The 20,739-nt window shown below is 40.6% G+C and carries 22 protein-coding genes; 3 read left to right on the forward strand and 19 right to left on the reverse strand.

From position 1 onward, the window contains the following. Positions 1-116: 116 nt before the first annotated feature. Positions 117-371: a hypothetical protein gene (locus EKM61_RS02115; RefSeq protein ID WP_068225763.1), complete on the reverse strand. Its 255-nt coding sequence runs from the start codon at positions 369-371 to the stop codon at positions 117-119. A gap of 160 nt (positions 372-531) precedes the next feature. Between EKM61_RS02115 and EKM61_RS02120 the strand changes: the two genes are divergently transcribed. Together EKM61_RS02120 and EKM61_RS02125 are read left to right on the forward strand one after the other, a co-directional pair. Next, positions 532-1,383: an aldo/keto reductase gene (locus tag EKM61_RS02120; protein ID WP_068225764.1), complete on the forward strand. Its 852-nt coding sequence runs from the start codon at positions 532-534 to the stop codon at positions 1,381-1,383. 139 nt (positions 1,384-1,522) lie between these two features. Further along, positions 1,523-1,906: a VOC family protein gene (locus EKM61_RS02125; protein WP_068225765.1), complete on the forward strand. Its 384-nt coding sequence runs from the start codon at positions 1,523-1,525 to the stop codon at positions 1,904-1,906. Between the two features lie 345 nt (positions 1,907-2,251). Here the strand turns inward: EKM61_RS02125 and EKM61_RS02130 are convergent, their stop codons facing one another. The 8 genes from EKM61_RS02130 to EKM61_RS02165 all read right to left on the reverse strand — a co-directional run bounded on the left by EKM61_RS02130 (position 2,252) and on the right by EKM61_RS02165 (position 11,063). Continuing rightward, entirely contained in the window at positions 2,252-3,133 is an 882-nt protein-coding gene (locus tag EKM61_RS02130; protein ID WP_068225766.1) for a methylenetetrahydrofolate reductase, read from the reverse strand. 628 nt (positions 3,134-3,761) lie between these two features. After that, complete coding sequence (locus EKM61_RS02135) at positions 3,762-4,553, reverse strand: alpha/beta hydrolase family protein (protein ID WP_068225767.1); 792 nt, start codon at positions 4,551-4,553, stop codon at positions 3,762-3,764. A 96-nt stretch (positions 4,554-4,649) separates the two neighbouring features. Then, positions 4,650-5,048 (reverse strand): pyridoxamine 5'-phosphate oxidase family protein, encoded by a 399-nt coding sequence (locus EKM61_RS02140; RefSeq protein ID WP_068225768.1) that lies wholly within the window; start codon positions 5,046-5,048, stop codon positions 4,650-4,652. A 135-nt stretch (positions 5,049-5,183) separates the two neighbouring features. Beyond that, positions 5,184-6,299, reverse strand: a complete 1,116-nt coding sequence (mutY, locus tag EKM61_RS02145; RefSeq protein ID WP_068279096.1) for an A/G-specific adenine glycosylase — start codon at positions 6,297-6,299, stop codon at positions 5,184-5,186. Between the two features lie 212 nt (positions 6,300-6,511). Beyond that, positions 6,512-7,450 carry a Dyp-type peroxidase gene (locus EKM61_RS02150; RefSeq protein WP_068225770.1) on the reverse strand — a complete coding sequence of 313 codons (939 nt, stop codon included), beginning with the start codon at positions 7,448-7,450 and terminating at the stop codon, positions 6,512-6,514. A 280-nt stretch (positions 7,451-7,730) separates the two neighbouring features. Then, positions 7,731-8,222: a QueT transporter family protein gene (locus EKM61_RS02155; RefSeq protein ID WP_068377120.1), complete on the reverse strand. Its 492-nt coding sequence runs from the start codon at positions 8,220-8,222 to the stop codon at positions 7,731-7,733. Positions 8,223-8,327: 105 nt separating this feature from the next. Beyond that, positions 8,328-9,521 carry an ABC transporter substrate-binding protein gene (locus tag EKM61_RS02160; protein ID WP_068225772.1) on the reverse strand — a complete coding sequence of 398 codons (1,194 nt, stop codon included), beginning with the start codon at positions 9,519-9,521 and terminating at the stop codon, positions 8,328-8,330. 348 nt (positions 9,522-9,869) lie between these two features. After that, positions 9,870-11,063, reverse strand: coding sequence for an MFS transporter (locus tag EKM61_RS02165; RefSeq protein ID WP_068225773.1), 1,194 nt, complete (start codon positions 11,061-11,063; stop codon positions 9,870-9,872). 464 nt (positions 11,064-11,527) lie between these two features. On the opposite strand from EKM61_RS02165, the gene deoC reads away from it, so the two are divergent. After that, positions 11,528-12,250 (forward strand): deoxyribose-phosphate aldolase, encoded by a 723-nt coding sequence (gene deoC / locus EKM61_RS02170; RefSeq protein ID WP_068279104.1) that lies wholly within the window; start codon positions 11,528-11,530, stop codon positions 12,248-12,250. A 116-nt stretch (positions 12,251-12,366) separates the two neighbouring features. On the opposite strand, the gene EKM61_RS02175 is transcribed toward deoC, so the two are convergent. The 10 genes from EKM61_RS02175 to EKM61_RS02220 all read right to left on the reverse strand — a co-directional run bounded on the left by EKM61_RS02175 (position 12,367) and on the right by EKM61_RS02220 (position 20,696). Then, on the reverse strand, positions 12,367-13,080 hold the full coding sequence (locus EKM61_RS02175; RefSeq protein ID WP_068225775.1) for a DUF1129 domain-containing protein: 714 nt from the start codon (positions 13,078-13,080) through the stop codon (positions 12,367-12,369). Between the two features lie 183 nt (positions 13,081-13,263). Next, entirely contained in the window at positions 13,264-14,364 is a 1,101-nt protein-coding gene (ychF, locus tag EKM61_RS02180; RefSeq protein WP_068225776.1) for a redox-regulated ATPase YchF, read from the reverse strand. A gap of 125 nt (positions 14,365-14,489) precedes the next feature. After that, positions 14,490-14,687: a DUF951 domain-containing protein gene (locus EKM61_RS02185; protein WP_068225777.1), complete on the reverse strand. Its 198-nt coding sequence runs from the start codon at positions 14,685-14,687 to the stop codon at positions 14,490-14,492. A 25-nt stretch (positions 14,688-14,712) separates the two neighbouring features. After that, positions 14,713-15,582 (reverse strand): ParB/RepB/Spo0J family partition protein, encoded by an 870-nt coding sequence (locus tag EKM61_RS02190; RefSeq protein WP_068225778.1) that lies wholly within the window; start codon positions 15,580-15,582, stop codon positions 14,713-14,715. Beyond that, positions 15,572-16,339 (reverse strand): ParA family protein, encoded by a 768-nt coding sequence (locus tag EKM61_RS02195; protein ID WP_068225779.1) that lies wholly within the window; start codon positions 16,337-16,339, stop codon positions 15,572-15,574. Before EKM61_RS02195 ends, EKM61_RS02190 begins: the two co-directional genes overlap by 11 nt. A gap of 22 nt (positions 16,340-16,361) precedes the next feature. Beyond that, positions 16,362-17,198: a nucleoid occlusion protein gene (noc, locus tag EKM61_RS02200; RefSeq protein WP_068225780.1), complete on the reverse strand. Its 837-nt coding sequence runs from the start codon at positions 17,196-17,198 to the stop codon at positions 16,362-16,364. 26 nt (positions 17,199-17,224) lie between these two features. Continuing rightward, the gene (rsmG, locus tag EKM61_RS02205; protein ID WP_068279106.1) at positions 17,225-17,965 is read right to left on the reverse strand and encodes a 16S rRNA (guanine(527)-N(7))-methyltransferase RsmG; all 741 of its coding nucleotides are present in this window, start codon (positions 17,963-17,965) and stop codon (positions 17,225-17,227) included. A gap of 256 nt (positions 17,966-18,221) precedes the next feature. Beyond that, the gene (locus EKM61_RS02210) at positions 18,222-18,659 is read right to left on the reverse strand and encodes a GNAT family N-acetyltransferase (protein WP_225359726.1); all 438 of its coding nucleotides are present in this window, start codon (positions 18,657-18,659) and stop codon (positions 18,222-18,224) included. Between the two features lie 41 nt (positions 18,660-18,700). After that, positions 18,701-19,417 carry a D/L-lactic acid transporter LarD gene (larD, locus tag EKM61_RS02215; protein WP_068225782.1) on the reverse strand — a complete coding sequence of 239 codons (717 nt, stop codon included), beginning with the start codon at positions 19,415-19,417 and terminating at the stop codon, positions 18,701-18,703. A gap of 259 nt (positions 19,418-19,676) precedes the next feature. Continuing rightward, positions 19,677-20,696, reverse strand: a complete 1,020-nt coding sequence (locus EKM61_RS02220; protein ID WP_082918584.1) for a zinc-binding alcohol dehydrogenase family protein — start codon at positions 20,694-20,696, stop codon at positions 19,677-19,679. Positions 20,697-20,739: the final 43 nt, after the last annotated feature.

Consider the following 20,739-nt stretch of genomic DNA (forward strand, 5'->3'; position numbering starts at 1 on the left):
GGAAATTAGTAATATAATGTGCCATAACCGTTTGGCATCAATGGTTACGGTCCATTTTGATACTTTCAACCTTTAGTTCATAATAAAAAAGACGAGTAATTTCTGAAAAACAGAAGTTACTTGTCTTTTTTTATTGAGCGCTGTTTTTCTAATTGATTAACCGACTGAATTGCAATTGCGGTGGTATTCGTTACTTTATCCTCATAACGCCCAATTGCTTGCCGCCGGTGGCCAACCCATACTTGCCACTTTAAATGATCACCCACTGGTTCAGGGTGCTGGGCAAGCCAGCGCCGAATTTTAGTAAATTCTGGTGCTAATACTGCTTCAACAACCGCATTGATTAGCGCCATATCTTTTTCTTTATCCATTTGAACCCCCAAATATTAGCTTACCATAAAACGAAAAGATTTGAAGCTTAAGGCCAGTCTGCTAAACTAAAGAGTGTTTAGAAAGGCGCTTAGATTCTATTTTTTCCAAACAAATTTACGCAAATGAGCCAGCAAATACTAACAAAGGGAGTGGCACAACTTGAATAATCAGATTCCTAACGTAACTTTAAATAACGGTGTTAAGATTCCCCAGCTCGGTCTTGGTGTGTTCTTAGTCAAAGACGCTAACGAACTCAAACAATCGATTAAATGGGCGCTTGCCGCCGATTACCGCCACATTGATACGGCAATGATTTACGAAAATGAAACGACCGTTGGTGAGGCGATCAAAGAAAGCAAGCTTGACCGCAAAGATTTGTTCATTACTTCTAAACTATGGAACAGCGATCACGGCTATGAAGAAACAAAGGCTGCCTTCAATGCTTCTTTGAAACGATTAGGCGTTGATTATCTGGACATGTATTTAATTCACTGGCCAAGTCCTAACTACATTGAGAGTTGGAAAGCTATGGAAGAACTGTATCACGCCGGTAAAATTCGGGCAATTGGGGTCTCTAACTTCCAGATTCACCATCTAGAAGACCTAATGGCTCACACTGAGGTTGTTCCAGTTGTTAACCAAATTGAAACGCACCCTTACTTCCAGCAAAAAGAACTACACGACTTCATGGCAAAACATAATATTGCCCACGAGGCTTGGGGCCCGTTAGGTCAAGGAAAGGGCAACGTTCTTAATGACCCTACCTTAACTGAATTGGCTAAAAAGCATGCCAAGTCAACGGCACAAATCATTTTACGTTGGCACGTACAACGTGGTGAAATTGTCATTCCAAAATCAATCCATGAAAATCGAATCCAACAAAATCGCGACATTTTTGATTTTAGCCTATCCGATGAAGAAATGGCCAAAATCGCTGCAATTGATAAAAATCAACGTGGTAGCCGCAGCCCTGACGATACCGAATGGTTAGAAAAAACGGCAAAGGAATAAGCAAAGAGGTCTAAAGGCGTGAAAGATTACCGTTAGACCTCTTTTTCATCCCTAAAAATCGTTTTTGGATTACCTTTTTCACCAACTTCTAGGTTCTTACAATCTGCTATTACAAAAGTAATTATTTGAGGTGAAAATAATGAAAATTGAACATGTTGGATTATTTGTATCAAAACTTGAACAAACCGTTTCTTTTTACGAAAAATACTTCGGTGCTGTGGCATCGGCAAAATATCACAATCCGCGAACAACGTTTACTTCACAGTTTTTAACTTTTTCAGATGGTGCGCGTTTAGAAGTCTGCACCCGGGCTGATCTCAATTCAAGTCGCTTAACTGGATATCCGCTGGGTTATCAGCATTTGGCCTTTGCTTTAGGTTCTAGACAAGCCGTTGACACATTATCAGCCAAAATTACCGAAGCCGGCTATCAACATTTGAGCGGGCCACGTGTCACTGGCGATAACTATTACGAAAGCGTCGTCTGTGATCCTGAAGGCAATCAAATTGAATTAACCGTTTAATCCTACCAAGGATAAAAGGAGAAAACGCATCTGCCAATAAAAATGATTGCAATCGGAGTTGGTAGAATTTTACTGAATTCACAAAATGAGCTGACAACGACTACAATTCATGCGATCCAAACTGCTATTACCTAGAAAGCAAAAATTGTCCTTTATTCAGGTCGACCATTGGCAGGCCTAAGTCATTATTTAGAACAACTAGAACTTGCCGGCATTCAATTTGCTGCCCAGTGAAGAAGCCAGCTAGGCCTTAATAACATAAAGCTTGAATTGCGTAATATATTTGGTCATAGTAAAACCCCCGGTATTGAATTTCGGTCCAATACCGGGGGTAAAGTTAAAGTGCTACTTTGTCGTTGTTGCCGAAGCCTGAAATAGTGAGGCCGTTGCGTCCCAAATTCGTTGCGCAACGTAACTGTTATTCATCGTGTATAGATGAACACCATCAACCCCCTGAGCAACTAAATCAACGATCTGATCGATTGCGTAGGCAATTCCAGCATCCCGTAACGCCTCTTTATTGTCTGCGTAACGTTCCATCATGCAGGTGAACTTTTCTGGTAAAGGAACACCCGCAACAGAGGTGATATTTTCAATCTGCCGTTTATTAGTGACTGGCATAATACCAGCTTCAATCGGCACATTAATTCCGGCCAGTTCGGCCTTTTCACGGAAATTATAAAATTGATTATTGTCAAAGAAAATCTGCGAAATTAAATGGTCTGCGCCGGCTGCTACTTTATTGGCCAAATGTTGAATGTCAGCAACGCCCGACGTCGCATCCTTATGCGTATAAGGGTAACATGCACCCATGACGTCGAAATCACTATTTTGTTTAATAAAGGTGGTTAACTGATCCGCGTGCTTAAATACGCCTAGTGGTTCGCGGCCGGGAACTCGATCACCGCGTAAAGCCAATACGTTGTGAACATTCCGTTCGGCAAGTTTTTGCAGTAAATTTAGCACATCATCCTCGCTCAAATAAAGACCAGGAATATGCGAAACAGCCGTAATACCTAATTGATTTTGAATCATATCGGCAATATCCACCGTTGCCCCATAGCGACCAGTGCCGCCCGCACCCAAGGTAACCGAAATAAAATCGGGGTGAATCGCTTGAAGGTTATGTAAGGTTGCCTGTAATTTTTCCGCCGGTGTTGTTGCCTTGGGTGGAAAAACCTCGAACGAGAAAACCGTTTTCTTTTGGAACAAATCAGTTAATGACATGAAAAAATCTCCTTTATTAATTTACAAATTAAAGTGTGCCTAAAAGGCGCTCATTTTTTATTAAATCGATCAGAATTACTAACAGAAATATTTTGAAATATGATCAAGACCAACAAAAAAGTCCTTGGATTCCAAAGAATCCAAGGACGATTATTAATCGTGGTACCACCTATTTTTACGCAAAAAGCGCCTCAACTACCCCACTATTCGCGAAAGTAGTGACCACTTATCGTTGGCCAGACGGTAATTAAGCGTGAACCTAATTACATACTCAAAGTTCATTTTCACAACCACCCAATTCCTTCCTTGCAGCAAGCAGAAGGTCTCTTTTAATTCGGTCAATTGCTACTCTTCTCGTCAGTACATTATGATATTTAAATTAAAGTTTAATAAAACTATAGTAGCTATTTTTTAATCTGTCAAGTCTGTTTTTAAAGACTACCTACGTTTCGACATGCTCAAAGCGGTATTTAATTAGTGTTTCAAGACTAAATTCATTGTTAAATATTGATTAAAATAATCCTGAATTTAAGTCGTGTTTGGAAAAGAAACGGTTGCCTAACTTGCCACTACTAGCGGCCGCTAGAAAAATTTTTGCCTACCTTATAAACCTTTAACCACTCGCCGACTAAACAAACTCAGCCAAAAATGCCTGTGTTGCGGGCATTACCCGTTCTAAATAGCCTTTAGCATGTTCGCTACCGGCCAATAATTTGGTCATTGTTGGCACCCCTAATTCAACTAACCGGCGTTGTAGATTTAGAACACCAGCGGTTGGCACAAACTCATTCAGTGAATTTGCCAAAAATAACGGGCCAGTAGTCACACTTAAACGGTGAACTAGCGATGCTGCACCGGCCTGTTTAACATTATTTTTTAAATAATTTAAAACAAACCATTTATAAAACGAATCATTAGCGCCACTTTGATTAATCTTTGCACTGGCAGTTTTCACAAAATCTTGTTTTGTATCGGCAGCTGCAACAACGTCCTTATGGTTCTCTAGCCAGTCATCGATTTCAATAATGCCTGACCATGAAACGGCGGGAATACCATAACGAATTGCTAACTCGATGGCCAGATTACCACCCGCTGAAGATCCAATTGCACCAATGCGTTGCCGATCAAAAATCTCCTTACTTTGTCGAAGCCATTCCACCACGGCAGCTACATCTGCAATTGGTTCGGGAAAATAGGCAAGCGGCGTTAAGCGATAGTTAGGAACCACAACTAGGTAACCCAGTTGCGCCAACTGCATGGCCAAGTCACGATCCTTAGCCTTATCACCACGAAACCAGCCACCACCATGTAAATCGATTAGAGCACCACCATTTTGTTGCTCCTGATTTCGATAAACATCCAAAGTAAGTCCTAATTTATCTTGGTAAATAACATCCGTGCTCTGTATTATTTTAGCCATTTTTACCCCTCCATCTTGGAACAGTACCTGCTTTAAGTCCTAAAAGGCATAAAAAAAGCACGACCGGCCAATAATCTTAACCAGTCGCGCACTTTATTATTCTTGAACTAATTCGCCTGCTAATGGTCCGGCATCCAATGTATAAATTCTGTCGATGGTGATGACTCCGGCAGACTTAGGGGCTGGATGCCCTACTTTCGCCCATTCCATAGCATTATCAAAGTACGGGCCAGTCGTATATAGTTTGGCAGTTCCGGCAAAACGAAAACCTTTCATATTATCTAGGCTCGCCGCAGCAACAATTGCCTTACCATTAGTCGCAATGTTGCGCATCGTTTGCTTGGCCGTCATTTCATTATAGATTAAATGCGAATCATCAAGCACTCGTAATGACATTTTCGGTCCAATATCCGGATTTCCATCATCATCTACTGTTGCAATATAAGCCAAATTATTGGTTAGCATGTCCTTCATCGCCTGAGTTAATTTTGCCATTTTAAATGATCCTCCTAGATTCTTTAGTATTACTTATTGTTATCTATTTGGTAGATTATGCCAAAGTTTTTGGAAATAAAATCATTATAGCGGTGGTCAACCTAAAGCACAATTATTTGTACTTAACAACTTCATTTAATCAACGGACAAACTTTTCTGGTACTCATCCCATAGCTTTTGTTGTACCTTGGGCCAAGTTACGCTGGCAAAATCGCTGGCCTTAATTAAACGACCGGGGAAGAAACTTAGGTCCTGTTTGGTGGTTGTTTCTGCAAATAATAAAGTTAGTGACCATTTCTGGTGGGTAAAAGTATGCGTAACTATTTTTGCCGGTAATAAACGGAACTTCAAGCGTAAATTGCTGGTACTAACCAAATAATCTGTCGCTAGCTGGGGAAGTGCCACCGTTTTTAGATCCTCGTCGTCACTTAAATCCTGCCACTTCACCAGTGGGAAGGTCCATAAGTTGGCTAACATTCCCTTACTTGAACGTTGCTCTAACAAATAGCCCTGCGGCGTTTTAATAACTAACGCAACGTAATTAACTGGCACTGGGCGGGGCTTTTTTGTCCGAACTGGGTAAGCCAATTCTTTACCGTCTAAATAAGCTTGATTAAATTCCTTCACGGGTGAGTGCTCACTATCTGGATTCTTGGCCGTCATATAACTTGAGCCTAGATCCATAATGGCTTGGTTGAAGTCTCCGGGCCGTTCTGCCGGCATAACTTCTTCAATAAGTGAATAAAAAACCGGCTGGGCTTGTGGTTTCGTAATATCCACATCAACTTCAAATAATCGTGAAAAAACGCGAAATGCATTACCGTCAATTGCAGGAACCTTTTCATCAAAGGCAATACTAGCAATTGCGCCAGCCGTATATGGCCCGATACCACTTAATTTTTGCAATTCAGCTGCAGTATTCGGCCACTGTCCTCCATAATCGGCCATAATTTGTTGAGCTGCCTTTTGCATATTTCGCACCCGGGAGTAATAGCCTAACCCCTCCCAGGCCTTTAATAATTGATCCTCCGGTGCCGCTGCCAGCGCACTAACCGTTGGAAATAGCGTCATGAATCGTTGATAATAGGGAATCACCGTCTTAACTTGCGTTTGCTGTAACATGATTTCTGAAACCCATACATGATAGGGATCATGATCCTTACGCCAAGGTAAATCACGACCTTCTTGATCATACCAATCTAATAATTTTTCCTGAAACAATTTAATTTTTTGTGGTGACCACTTCTCCATGCTATTTGCTCCTTTAAATTTTTCTATCTGGAAAGTAACCGTTTAAATTCTCGATATTGGTTAGAAAGCTATTAGTAACATTATTTTAAACTACGATCTAGTATGCCACATTTAGCCACAAGTATATTTTGGGCAGCAAAAAAGGCCCTCCTATCAAGTGGCCTTTTTTACTTTTGCGAACCATGTAAGTGAACAGTATGTTTCAATCAAGCTTAAAGTTCCCCAGCGCTAATCTTATCTAAAATGGATTTTGAAGGAACAAAATATACCGCGCCAGTAATTGGTGTACTGAAATCAAGTAGTCGGTCGCTGTTAGTAAACATGCTCTCTAACATCCGCCGCGTTACTGTGTAATGACCGTAGCCAATAAAATAAGTTCCCGTAACTTCCTTACCGGGGTTAGAAAAAGGAACGTTCATGCGAACAATCTTATGTTCTACCCCACCATCGTTATCCTGCGAAACAACATTGTGGGCGTTCTTTGCTTTCTCTTCATCAGATAATTCTAAATCAGAATATTTTTTCCGCCCAATTGTCTTTTCTTGATCCTCAGTAGTGGTTTTATTCCAAGCCTTCATATTATGAATGTATTTTTGGGCAAAGGCGTAAGAACCATCAATAAATTCTGGGTCCTCATCACCGACTAATGCATACTCGGCCGCTTCACCTGGATCTGGATTTTCACTTCCGTCAATAAAACCGATGACGGCCCGACCCTCAAAATAGCGAAAACCGTGCGTTTCATCGGCCACTGTTGTTACCGGCCGGATAAATTGCATCAATTGGTCCATCACTTCATAAACAACCGCCATTTCATGTGCACGAACGTGGAAAAAAAGATCGCCCGGTGTGGCAACAGCAGTATACTTAGGACCTTCAATTTGCTCAAAATCAACCAACTCTTTGGGCTTAGCCGCTGCAGGAAAGAGGTAATCCCAAGCACTAGAGCCAATTCCAAAAGTAACCTTTAAATAGGCCTTCGGGTAACGCACATTCATGCTACGAATCACGGCCGGAATTCGTTCTGCCAGCTCTTGAACTGCCTCCAGTTCAGCGCCTTGGTTCGTACGCTTTAATAATAATGTTGTAAAATTAATGTTGTCACCGGCATCCTTATAGACATCCTGTGCATTATTAATATCAATTGGCATTTTGTTCCTCTCCTTACTAAAATTAAGACTAATGATACTCACTAGTTTATTAGATTCATTCTAATTTACGTATAAACTTAATATACCAGAAAAGGAGGCCCAATAAAAGCTTTCCCGTATTTTTTTAGCAGTCTTAAAAATAGATCAGGAAACTTATTTATTGGCACCTGTAATGACACAAAAAAACAGGTCAAAAATACCAGCCTGCATTCAACTTAATTAACCAATAAATTAAGTTAATCTACAAGAACCAATATTTTTGATCTGTCCGTTTAAAATCTTATTTAGTTAAATCAATTTGGCGTGAAACGGCATAAATCAAGAAACCACCAACGACCATTGAAGCCAATTCTCCAATAGCCACCGTCAAATAAGTTGGCCAAAATGGTAGGTGATTAATAACGTGTAATTCCAAGGCAACGCTCCACATTGCTAACGTGCAAACTACAGTACTAATCGTCAGTTTTAGCGCAACAGATTTAACGTAACGGCTGACAAAATAACTAATCGTTGTCATCACTAAGGTGCCCAACGTTCCACAAACAACGTCAATAACACCTAGCGGAGAAAAGAAATTAGTAATTAAACAGCCTAGCGTCAAAGCCCAAATATAGCGTTTATTAAAAACGGCCAAATGATTGAACATTTCTGCAAAACGAAACTGAACGGCACCAAAACTATAAGGCGCAATTACAAGTGAAATTGCAACGTACAGTCCAGCAATTAAGCCAGCCTTCGTTAAGGTCGCCGTCTTTATCTGTGTTTTTTCCATGAATCTAACCTCGATTCTAGTTTTTTTAGGTGGGCATTTTTCGAACCACCACATTAAGTTTAACATACCGGTGCCACTTAATAAATCTTGGCCAAGCAGTTAAACCTACTTAATTGCGTAGGCCTTAGTCACTTTTCCGTCAGTTAATTGTTCAACGGCAATCGGCTTTTGCGGATTATGCTCCTTATCAATTGTTGTTTTACCAGTCACGCCATTAAAGTTTTTCAAATGGGCCAAACCAGTTGCAATTTTGACTGAGTTAGTTGAATTTTCTTTTTCAATGGCCTGTTTGATCATATAAACCGAATCATAGCTTAAAGCCGAAAAAGTTGGGGCCGTTGTGTGAAATTTATTTTTGAAGGCCGTCATAAAGCTCTGAACCTGAGTATCATCGGTAGCCGTTTTGGCGGAGAATGGTGTTGTGTAGTAAACATTATTTGCATTCTTGTTACCAGCGATCTGGGCTAATTTAGGATCGGCCATCCCATCAGTTCCAACGATTGGCTGTTTAATTCCCATCTGCCGCGCTTGTTTAATAATCAGGCCAATCTCAGAATAGTAACCTGGAACGTAAATAGCATCAAATTTCTTTGATTTTAATTGAGTCAAGGCCGCATTAAAATCCTTATCACCTTCCTGGAAATACTGCGTCATCACAACTTTGCCTTTATAATTTTTCTTAAAAGCCTCAGTTAAACCTGTGCCGTAATCACTAGATTTATCAGCCAGTATAACGGCCCGCTTAGCGTGTAAATTATTTTCGGTGAAACTGGCACCCGTTTTACCTTGGAAATTATTTTGATAACAAGCCCGGAATACATACGGTTGCACCTTACCATCTTTGTCTAAGGTATAATTTGGATCGGTTGCGGAAGGACTAACTTGTGGCACGGCTGCCTTGGTCATATTTGGAATTGCGGCGGTACCAGCGTTAGTTGTCGCGGGCCCAACAACAGCAACCACCTTATCATTATTAACTAACTTTGCCGCGACTGAAGTTGCTTCCGAACTATTTGTTTTATTATCACGAACTACTAATTGAACCTTTTTCTTTTTACCGTCAACTTTAATACCACCCTTTTGGTTAATCTGATCAACGGCTAACTGAATCCCTTGTTTTTGCGTATTACCGTAGGCAGCGGCCGACCCAGACAACTCCATATTGACCCCAATTTTGATTGTCTTGCCGGCCTCATTGCCTTTATTGCTGGAACTTGCATTGCCACAACCCGCCAAAGTACCACTTAATAAAATGGCCGCCATAATCCCCATAATTCGTTTTGTCCCTTTTTTCATCATAATCAATCTCCCTTTTTAGTTGTTTGTTATACCTAGTCGATAATCGCTATCCCCCTCATTTTTCTAATAAAAAAACCTCATTCGATTAGGAATGAGGTAAACAGTCGTGGGCCCTCATTACTAAAAAGCAGAATAAGGGCTTAACATTTTTCATCTAAACAAGTTAGATTACTTTGTTAGGTCCTTGCTTTTGAGTAGGAGGGCTGTATTTTGATTTACGGAGGCCACCTGAACTAATTGATTATTTAATTGATTCACTATGATGACCTCCCTTCAAATTAAGATAATGATAATAGAATAATGTAATATCAATGAGCTGTCAACAATTATTTTTAATCGCTTTTTAATCTACGGCTTAACAACCTTAGTAACTTGCCGATAAATCAAAGCACACAATAGCATCAAACTACCACAGAGAATAAATAGCCATTGGACTGGTAAATAATCAGCAAGTGGGCCAAACAGGAGCGTCCCAACCAAAATCATCAGATTACTGGCGACCTGAAAAACTGCAAAGATACGCCCCATCCATTGTTCCGTCGTTGTATTTTGAATAATCACTGTTTGCGCGGTCATCATATAAGGCATCATTAATCCACAACCAAAGGCCAAAAATAGATAACCAATAAAGTTTGGCACAATTCCCATGGCTGCCATGATTACGCCAAAAAGAGCGACCGAGATAGTTAACACTTGTTGATTATTTTTAAATTTCTTTTGTTTGGTGATGACCAATCCACCAATAATCGAGCCACTTGCCCAAATAACTTCCTGCCACGTTAGATTAGTAACGGTGGCACCATACCGCCGTTGAATTAGCAGTAAACTTAAAACCATGACCGGCACCATAAATAAAAAGGTACTTGTATAAATAAATAACAAATGTTTTAAAACGGTTGTCTGCTGAACGTAACGCAGACCACCGAACAGCGTTTGACGAATAGTTGGCCGCTCATTTTCCACTTGGATAAACTGTGGAAATTTAAGACTTAATAAGCAAACGATTTCGACCATGGCTGTAACAATATCGATTAAAAACGCAAACTTTAGATTAAAATTTGCAAGAATTAGGCCCCCAATAACCGGCGCCAGTATGTTCGATAGTGACATCAAGGTTTGGTTCAAACCATTAATTTGCGTGAGGTTACTTTTGGGCACCAGTTGCGGGTAAGCCGAACTGACCGCAGGCTGCTGTAATCCTTGGCCAATCGAGCGAATGGCTGCAAAAACTAATAATAGCCACATTGCTTGCTGGCCTAAACTAAACAGGATTAGTAAAACCAATGTTGCCAACGCAATCCCACCGTCAGAGAAAATAATTAACCACTTACGTGAATGGCGATCCGCTAGGCTTCCACCTATCAGAGCCACAATGATTTGTGGTAAAAGTGTACAGACTGTTGCTAGTGAAAGCCAGATACCTGAATTAGTTTTAAGCGAAATATACCAAGTAATTGCGAATCCAGTCACCATTGAACCAAATAATGATATGTTTTGGCTAAATAGAAATAGGTATGCTCGGTGTTGCCAGTTGTCTTTCATATTTTGATCTCCTTTATTAATGGCCGATCAAAACATTGTCTAATCGACCATTCTAGTAAACGTTTACTGATTCATTTTTTCGAATCTTTACAAAAAATAAGATAGTAGCCATCTAAGTGTCCTCCTTTTTTTAAGCGCGCTAGATAACGCGCTTAAAGCCTGATTTAGTTGAATTTTGCAGCGTTAAAGTGTCCCAAACAAATATTTTCTTGCTGTTATGGTATTTCTTTATTAGTCGTTTAAGTATAGCAAACACATTTAATTTTGAATACCGCCTACATCACAAGTGACTCTTTTAAAAACTAACTTAGGTCGTGTTCGGAAATGACTTTTACTAATATTTGGCCTAACTATACTTGCGATAATGGCCTTTTCAAACATGCTCGGCCGCCACCTAATATTAATTTGACAGCGCTTGCTTAGAAAGGTTATGGTTTTCATATACACTAAATTGGAGGTTTATTATGTCAGAATATACACTTGATCAATTCGCCCGATTCATTGACCACACCAATCTACACGCTGACGCAACACCTAGTGATATGGGAAAGCTTTGCGCTGAAGCCCGCCAGTACCATTTCAAAATGGTGGCAATCAACCAAGTTCAAACTAAATTTTGTGCTAATTTATTACAAGGTACTGATATCCATACCGGTGCCGCAATTAGTTTTCCCTTTGGCCAAACAACGATCGCCGCAAAACTTTTTGAAACTAAAGATGCTATTGAAAACGGTGCTGACGAGATTGACTACGTCATTAACATTACTGAATTAAGAAACAAAAATTACGCCTACCTTGAAAAAGAAATGCAGACAATTGTCACTGCCTGTCACTCAAAAAATATTTTGTGTAAAGTGATTTTTGAAAATTCTTACCTAACTAAGGCCGAAATTCAAAAAATGGCTGAGATTGCCCGTGATGTTCAACCCGATTTTATTAAAACGGCAACTGGATTCGGCCCAAGCGGCGCTAATTTGGCCGACGTTCGGTTAATGAAACAGACTGTTGGCGAACACGTCAAGGTCAAGGCCGCCGGTGGCATTCGCAACTCCGATGATTTTTTGGCTATGTTGGCGGCAGGTGCTGAACGAATTGGTACTAGCTCCGGCATAAAAATTATCGATGCACTTAAACAACGAATGACGTTAGATCACCTAACTACCATTCAAGTCCCACGGGATAACTAAAGAGCAGTAACGTTCAGTTATCAATAAAAATATTTGAGGTCAATAAAAAGGTGGTAGGACAAAATTGAATTTTGTCCTGCCACCTTTTGCATTTTCTATCTTTTATTTAAAAAGTATTAAAACATTGTCCCTTGAATATTAAACCGACGCTTCAAGTACAAACGTACCACAAAGGTTAAGGCACCAAGTACTAAGTAAACAACACCTGGTAAGACGGCATTAAGTGGACCTGGAATCATTGATGTTACTATATAAACCAACATCAAAACAATAAAGCCACCAACACCCATTAATAACAGTTTCCACCAAGCCATGCGCTTTTTCTTTTTATCGCGTGGTCCGATTAATCGCATTAATTCTTCGGAACCAAAGCCAGCCGCAAGCGAAACAATTACTAGAGATAAGATACCCATCGCTGCTTCTTTTTGCGGCTGTTTTGAAAGCATTCCGGTGATCCCATACATTAACGTAAAAATCATGAAAATCATCAGTGTGTTATCCAACATCACTAACCAACGATTAGTATTGGCTTCGCGGCCCTTTTTGGGACCATCAACTATCGCTTGGACACGTTCAGTAACCGTACCAAATTGTTGGCGCGCCGTTTGCCCCTTCTTTTGGCCTTCAATTAGTTGGGGTAACATTTCACTGTAGGCTTGCGTCTGTTGTTCCGCAGTTAACTTGGTCTCCGTTAACGCCTTTTTCAAACGAAACATGTATTCCGCATTCCGTTTGGTTAAACGATCAACCATTTCAGTTGGCGTTTTTGGTGCCGGCTTATCGTGTTTTTGTACACCTTCATTACGTTTTGATTCATCTTCTTCGCTCACGTTGTCACGCTCCTATTTTTGATGATTATTTCAGCTGTAGAAATTTATTTTATAAAGGCATTTTTTAAATTAGCTTGGACGTGCCAAAACTGGTCTTTTTCTATTTAGGTCGCGTTTGGAAAATACCTTTATTAGTATTTTCCATGCTAATTTAGTGTAACCGTGCTTTATACCGCTTTTCCGTTAGACGTTAAAGCGGAATTCAATAATATCGCCATCTTGAACAACGTAATCTTTTCCCTCAAGCCGTAATTTGCCGGCCTCACGAACTGCCGCCATACTACCTAATTCATCCAAATCACTAAATGAGAAGGTTTCGGCACGAATAAAGCCACGTTCAAAGTCAGAATGAATAATACCTGCTGCTTGTGGTGCCTTGATACCACGCTTAAACGTCCAAGCCCGGGTTTCCTTGCCACCAGCAGTAAAGAAGGTCCCTAGGCCTAATAAATGATAAGAAGCACGGATTAAACGATCTAGCCCAGACTCCGCGACCCCTTCCGCTTCAAGAAAATCTGCTTTGTCAGCGTCATCTAATTCTGCAATTTCCTCTTCGGTTTTCGCTGAAACACCAATTGTTTTGGCGCCTTCTTTTTTTGCGTAATCTTCAATTTGCTTAACGTACTTTGATTCTTCTGGCGCCGCCATATCATCTTCGGCGATATTAGCAACGTATAAAACCGGCTTAGCAGTTAATAAAAATAACCCCTTGACGATCCTTTGTTCATCTTCATCAAACTCAATTGAACGAACCGAATCGCCGTTTTCAAGTACTGGTTTAATTTTTTGCAGAACAGCCAGCTCAGCAAGTATGTCCTTGTCACGTGACTTAGCATCACGTTCAACTTTGACCAATCGTTTATTAACACTATCTAAATCGGCCAAACCAAGTTCCAAGTTAATTGTATCAATATCATCCAGCGGATCAACAGTTCCAGTAACTGAGGTAATATTATCATCGTCAAATGCCCGAACAACGTGCACGATCGCATCTACACGGCGAATATTCTCTAAGAATTTATTTCCAAGGCCTTCACCTTTACTAGCACCCTTAACGATTCCGGCGATATCTGTAAATTCAAAAGTAGTTGGAACAACTTTTTTAGCCGGAATAATTTCCTGAATTCGATCCAGACGCTTGTCAGGAACTTCCACCATTCCAACGTTAGGGTCGATTGTTGCAAATGGATAATTCGCCATTTCGGCACCGGCCTTTGTAATTGCGTTAAATAATGTTGACTTACCAACGTTGGGTAGCCCAACGATACCTGCTGTTAAAGCCATTTTTATGTCACTCTCTTCTTTAAGTTTTCTAATTTAAAATAATATTCCCAGCCACGCAGAAAGGCTCACCGTAGCCGCCTAAAAATCAGGATTGTACTGCATTTTCGCATAAAACAAAACATTTGCTAATCTTTTTCATCTTTAGGTGCTTTTTCCAAAACTTTTTTCATTTTTTTGGTAAAATCACGGCGCGACATGAGCACAATGTGTTGACAGCCTGTACATTGAATCTTAATATCGGCGCCCATCCGAATAATCTTCCAACGGTTTGTTCCACACGCATGGGGCTTTTTCATTTCCACAATGTCATTTAAATCAAACATTAAACGGCCTCCTCAATGGTTACATTTAATCGTCGATAACACCCAATATTTCTAAGATTCGATTAAGGTCGTCGGTCGATAGATAACCAATCTCAATTTTACCTTTTTCACCGTGAGCTGCAATATTAACTTTAGTTCCAAACTTATCCTGCAGGCGTGTTTCGCTAGCCCGCAGATAAGGTGATTTCTCTAATGCTACCTTTGTTGCTGGCTTTTCGGCGTTGAGTTCGTTTACGATTTTCTCTAATTGGCGGACAGTCAAACTTTCTTTTACTGTGCGTTTGGCCAGTGCTACCATTTTATGCTTATCATGCAGGCCAAGTAGTGTCCGGGCCTGCCCCATTGACAGCTTCTGGTCTTGAAGTAACAACTTCACTTCCGTCGGCAAAGTTTGCAAACGTAAATAATTGGCAATATACGGTCGACTTTTACCCAAACGAGCGGAAACTTGGGCTTGCGTCAGCTTTAACTTTTTCATCAAAGTTGCGTAGGCTTCGGCTTCTTCGATTGGTGTTAAGTCTTCCCGCTGTAAATTTTCTAAAACGGCAACTTCCAGCATAAGTGTTTCGTCGGCTTCACGCACAATCGCCGGAATCATCGTTTTATTGGCTAATTTTGAAGCACGGAAACGCCGTTCACCAGCAATAATTTCGTACCCGTTAATACTTTGGCGCACAATAATTGGTTGAAAAACACCATTCTTCTTAATTGAATCTGCGAGTTCATTTAACGCAGTTTGATCAAACATTTTCCTAGGCTGATAAGGATTGGGACGAATATCCGGCAACGCTATTTCAACGACCGTTTCGGTTGCTTTTTTTTCGTCAAAATTATCGATGTCCGCGAATAGTGCGTCCATTCCCCGGCCCAAACTTTTATGTTGTTTATTTGCCATTGGCTGTTAGCACTTCCTTTGCCAATTTTTGGTAGACTTCTGCACCCTTTGATCGGGGATCGTAATCAATGATTGGTAACCCGTGACTGGGTGCCTCCGATAGCCGAACATTACGCGGAATAATGGTTTGGTAAACATTTTCCGGGAAATATTTGCGAACTTCCGCCACCACTTCAGCACCTAAATTAGTTCGCGCATCATACATGGTTAACAAGACACCTTCAATTTTGAGTTGGGGATTGAAATGTTTTTGAACTAGGTGAATCGTATTTAAAAGCTGGCTTAGCCCTTCCAGTGCATAATACTCACTTTGTACAGGGATTAAAATCGAATGACTGGCCGTAAAAGCATTAATCGTTAAATTACCTAGCGACGGTGGACAATCAATCAAAATGAAATCATACTGTCCTTCAATCGCCTTGAGACTTGTTTTCAAACGTGATTCCCGGGCCATTCGCGTTGTTAATTCAATTTCTGCCCCGGCCAACTGAATCGTTGCGGGCACAATATCTAAATTTTCACGTTGCGTTGGTTGAATGACTTTCGCCAGCGGATACTCATCAATTAAGACATCATAGATATCTTTATCAATTGTACCCTTCTCAATTCCAACCCCACTTGTGGCGTTTCCTTGAGCATCAGCGTCAATTAGTAAAACTTTCTGTCCCAAATCTGCCAAGCAAGCGCCCAAATTAATTGTGGTAGTTGTTTTACCAACACCACCTTTTTGGTTCGCTACGGCAATAATTTGTGTCATGAGTGGTCCTCACCTCTTTCAACTATTTTTTTGGCAACTCAATTGTAATTCGGTACACATCCGCCAAATTCTCTTCATTTTCCTTAACGGCCATCCCAGCGTCCTGATAATACTGTAGGGACCGCCTAATTGCCGCAATCGCAGACTTAGTTTGCCGCTTAGTCAGCGGCTTCTTTGCTTGTTTTGTACTACCAGTTTGTTTAGGTAATTTTGCCGTCTGTAAAACGGTTTTGATTAGTTCATCTGTTTGTTTAACGGTTAAGTGTTCAGTTTTAATTTTAGCTAGCATTTTTATTTGAAACCTTGTATTCAAGGATAACAAACTACGACCGTGCCGTTCAGTTATTTCTTGGGCCAGCAACGCATCTTGAACTGGCTGTGCCAATTTTAACAAACGTAATTTATTTGCGACAAACGATTGACTCTTACCGATTCGCCTTGCCAGCGCTTCCTGGGTGAGTTCATTCAACGTCATTAGCTTTTGGTAAGCCCGCGCCTCTTCAATAACCGTTAATTCTTCCCGTTGTAAATTTTCAATCAGGGCCATTGATGCAGTCTCTTGATCGTCAAGGGGCGTAACAATTGCCGACACTTTTTCCCAGCCTAATTCAGCAATTGCCCGAAAACGACGTTCACCGGCGACAATTTCATAGTGATCTTGATGGTATTTACGTAAAACAATCGGTTGTAGTAATCCATGTTGCCGAATTGTGTCCGCCAATTCAGAAATTTTAGCGGCGTTGAAAACTTGACGTGGTTGAAATCGATTAGGGACAATTTGTGCAGTTGGAATTAAGACAACTTTATTGGTAACTTCAGTTTTATGGTGATTATTGCCAAAAAATGACGAAAGCGCCATGATTAATACTCCTTCATTTTTGTGATTTAATTCAGTGGTTTCTCAACTAGCGGCTCCTTATTGGGGACACCTGCCCGCCTTGGATAGCGCTTAGGTGTTTGGCGGCGCTTAACAATAGTCAATAACTGCCGCGCGCCACCATTATCAGGTAGCTCAAAGGCCTCGTTAGTTGCTAGATTACCACCTAACAAATGAATTGCGTATTTGGCCTCGGTTAATTCGGCAGCAGGTAACTGGCCTTTCAAGGCGATAAATTGGCCCCCCTTTTTAACAAGCGGTAAACAGAGCTCGCTTAAAACGTTTAACCTAGCTACTGCCCGTGCAGTGACCAAGTCAAAGCTTTCGCGGTGCTCACTACGCTTGCTACCAAAAAGCTCTGCCCGATCATGATAAAAAGCAACGTCACTTAAATTAAGCGCGGCAGCAAGCTCATTTAAAAATTTAATTCGTTTATTCAGTGAATCTACAATTGTGATCTTCAATTGTGGAAAAGCAATTTTCAAGGGTAACGATGGAAAGCCAGCACCGGCACCAACATCACAGATTGTTAATGCTTCGTGGCGCAATGATTCTACGTAAAAACTTGGTGTTAGTGAGTCATAGAAATGTTTTAAATAAACCCCTGCTTCATCGGTAATACTAGTTAAATTCATCTTTTCGTTAGTTGCAACCAATAATTTAAAATAAGTTGCAAACTGAGCCATTTGTTGGTCACTCAGCTGAATATCGTGTTCAGCCAATGCAGCTTTAAATGCTGTTGGAGTCATTTACATCCACCTTTTCCTAAGCTTCGTGAAACATTTAATGTTTCACGTACTCTGTCTACTGTAACGTAAAATTACTACGGACGCAAGGAATTCCGGCAAATCCTTTCCACAAAAAAACGTGAGCTAATCGTCTATCTTTAATGTACGATTTAAAGTTATACCACACAGCAAGATAGCCGATCATTCACGTTTCAAAATATTCAATTATTTTTTAATTTGATAAGCGTTTAACAAAAAAGTGTTTAAATATTACTGGCTAATTCCAATCAGGATGAACTAGTTTTAAGGTGAAGTTCGGTGGTGTCGCATATTGATTATCCTTAGTGATCACAAAACCAATTTGCTGGTAAAAAGCTAATGCAGAACTATTACGCTGGACACATTTAAGTGTCAGCGGTTCACGTGCCATCCGTCTGAGTGCTTTAATTAAAACTAATCCAACGCCTTGCTGTTGAGATTGCGGCGCCACAAATAAAAGATGCACAAAACTGATGAGCTCATATAAGGCCGCAAAACCAACCACTTGATCATCAATTAGCGCAACAATTAATCGTTCACGTTTCGTTTCTGCCACTAAATCCGTTAATTGTGGATTAAGTACCCAACTAAAATAACGTTGGCGATCTTCCAAATAGATTTGTGCCATCACTGGCAAATCCCCTTTTGTCGCCACTCGTACTTCAATTCTACTCACTATCGTCACCACACCAGTTTCACTTTAAAATTATCCGGTTATTAAACAATATGGAAAAATCCGTGCATAAATAACGCAGCACAGGCAGCTCCAACAAAAGGCGCAATCCCTGGAACTAAAATACCGTACTGCCAATCGCTATCCGCCTTATTTTTAATTGGTAGTATTGCGTGGGCAATTCGGGGACCCATGTCACGAGCCAGATTCATGGCGAATCCTGTTGGTCCGCCTAAGCCCATACCAATCGCCCAAACCAGCAAACCAACACCAATCGGTACAATTCCCGGCGTTTTAATTTGTGAAATGGCCAAAATACCAGAAATAAATAAAAATGTATCAAAAAATTCCACGAAGAAGTTACGGGGTAGATTGCGGACAGCAGGCGCCGTTGCAAATAAATTACGAATCGTAATTGGTGAAATTTCATCTTCTGAGGCCTTAAAGTGATCAGCATACATAATCCAAACAATTACCGCACCGACAACACCACCGAGGACCTCGGCGATTGAATACGGTAAAAATAGCGACCACTTGAGGTTACCCAATAGACATTGTGCTAATACCATTGCCGGATTAATACAAACATTTCCGAAAATAAATAATGAAATTGTAATACCAAATCCCCAAGTAGTAATCGCAAAAATATGTCCTGAACCACGATACTTGGTTCCCTTCAAAACTTCACTACAATGAACGCCGACACCAAAAATAATCATGAGTGCCGTACCCATGAACTCTGCTAACAACTGATGAACCACAACTTCTCCTCCTCAGGTATATGTAAGTTTATGCACTTGAATGTTGCACACAAGTAATTAGTATACCACGGGGCACTACTGAATTTGCATGAAAATTTTATGGATTGAAAAGTTTTCGATAATTAATCTATTATATTAATCAAAAAGAGGAGGTCAGGACAAAAATCCTGGCCTCCTGCTGTTCTCGAGCGTTACTCTGAACGTGCACCAAAAGTTCGGCTTCACGTGCCTTTTAGAAAAACATCCAATCTTTTTTAAGTTAACCGTTAAATGGTCCTGTAACAACTAATTTTCCTACCATTGCATTTGCTTCAACGATTGCGTGCGCCTTTTTCATGGTAGTTGCGTTGATACCCGTAGTGATTGTTTGAGTTAGTGTTGTCCGCAACACGCCTTGATCTAACAATTTTGAGATCTGTTTCAAGATGGCGCCTTGTGAGGCCAATTGATAATTATAGTCAGATTTGGCAAACATATACTCCCAATCAAAACTGGCCGCTTTATTCTTTAGCCTAGCCAAATCAAGCTTTTCAGTTGTCCCGACAATTGAACCTACGTGGCCAAAAGGTCCCACTAAATCGGCGGCCAAATCAAAATAACGTGCCGTAGAATGTAAAATAACAATATTATCGAGTAGATCAAAACCTAAAGCAGTGATTTGTTGCTGTAGATCTTGATGGTAATCAACTGCATAGTCAGCCCCTAACTCCTTTAACCAAGCATGGTTTTTAGGGCTGGCGGTTGCGATGACGGTTAGACCAGCCCACTTTGCCAATTGAATTGCCAATGAACCAACCCCACCAGCACCATTAATAACCAATAGGCTTTTACCATTATTTGCGTTCTTAGCCGGGATTAGGCCCATTTTTTCAAAAAGTAACTCGTAGGCCGTCAGGGCTGTTAAAGGTAACGCTGCGGCCTGACTAACAGTTAACTTCTCCGGTGCTAACGCCACTAAACGGGCATCAATTAACTGAAATTCAGCATCACTACCAGGTCGCTGAGTTGTTCCAGCATAGTAAACGCGCTGACCAACCTGATAATCCTCTACGGCAGTACCAACTGCCACGACTTCGGCGACAGCATCATAACCAATAATCTTAACCTGGGTCTGTTCTGGCGTGCTCTGCCGAATTTTAGTATCCACAGGATTAACCGAGACAGCAAGCACTTTAACCAATAAATCATTAGCCTGCGGTTGCGGTTTTTCAACCAATACGTCTTGAAAACTGGCGGAATCAGTAATCGGTAAACCTTTGTAATAACCAACTGCTTTCATTTTTGTCATTAAATTCAACCTCTCTTCATTATTTATGGCTCAA

The organism is Loigolactobacillus backii, from assembly GCF_003946275.1.
Taxonomy (GTDB): domain Bacteria; phylum Bacillota; class Bacilli; order Lactobacillales; family Lactobacillaceae; genus Loigolactobacillus; species Loigolactobacillus backii.

Bases quoted from the DNA above. Each gene is read 5' to 3' on its own strand.
- EKM61_RS02220 (WP_082918584.1), bottom strand. From the start codon at position 20,696: ATGAAAGCAGTTGGTTATTACAAAGGTTTACCGATTACTGATTCCGCC.
- EKM61_RS02155 (WP_068377120.1), bottom strand. From the start codon at position 8,222: ATGGAAAAAACACAGATAAAGACGGCGACCTTAACGAAGGCTGGCTTA.
- EKM61_RS02135 (WP_068225767.1), bottom strand. From the start codon at position 4,553: ATGGCTAAAATAATACAGAGCACGGATGTTATTTACCAAGATAAATTA.
- noc (WP_068225780.1), bottom strand. From the start codon at position 17,198: ATGGCGCTTTCGTCATTTTTTGGCAATAATCACCATAAAACTGAAGTT.
- EKM61_RS02190 (WP_068225778.1), bottom strand. From the start codon at position 15,582: ATGGCAAATAAACAACATAAAAGTTTGGGCCGGGGAATGGACGCACTA.
- EKM61_RS02160 (WP_068225772.1), bottom strand. From the start codon at position 9,521: ATGATGAAAAAAGGGACAAAACGAATTATGGGGATTATGGCGGCCATT.
- EKM61_RS02195 (WP_068225779.1), bottom strand. From the start codon at position 16,339: ATGACACAAATTATTGCCGTAGCGAACCAAAAAGGTGGTGTTGGTAAA.
- EKM61_RS02125 (WP_068225765.1), top strand. From the start codon at position 1,523: ATGAAAATTGAACATGTTGGATTATTTGTATCAAAACTTGAACAAACC.
- EKM61_RS02150 (WP_068225770.1), bottom strand. From the start codon at position 7,450: ATGCCAATTGATATTAATAATGCACAGGATGTCTATAAGGATGCCGGT.
- EKM61_RS02185 (WP_068225777.1), bottom strand. From the start codon at position 14,687: ATGTTTGATTTAAATGACATTGTGGAAATGAAAAAGCCCCATGCGTGT.
- EKM61_RS02140 (WP_068225768.1), bottom strand. From the start codon at position 5,048: ATGGCAAAATTAACTCAGGCGATGAAGGACATGCTAACCAATAATTTG.
- rsmG (WP_068279106.1), bottom strand. From the start codon at position 17,965: ATGACTCCAACAGCATTTAAAGCTGCATTGGCTGAACACGATATTCAG.
- mutY (WP_068279096.1), bottom strand. From the start codon at position 6,299: ATGGAGAAGTGGTCACCACAAAAAATTAAATTGTTTCAGGAAAAATTA.
- EKM61_RS02130 (WP_068225766.1), bottom strand. From the start codon at position 3,133: ATGTCATTAACTGATTTGTTCCAAAAGAAAACGGTTTTCTCGTTCGAG.
- EKM61_RS02115 (WP_068225763.1), bottom strand. From the start codon at position 371: ATGGATAAAGAAAAAGATATGGCGCTAATCAATGCGGTTGTTGAAGCA.
- deoC (WP_068279104.1), top strand. From the start codon at position 11,528: ATGTCAGAATATACACTTGATCAATTCGCCCGATTCATTGACCACACC.
- EKM61_RS02165 (WP_068225773.1), bottom strand. From the start codon at position 11,063: ATGAAAGACAACTGGCAACACCGAGCATACCTATTTCTATTTAGCCAA.
- ychF (WP_068225776.1), bottom strand. From the start codon at position 14,364: ATGGCTTTAACAGCAGGTATCGTTGGGCTACCCAACGTTGGTAAGTCA.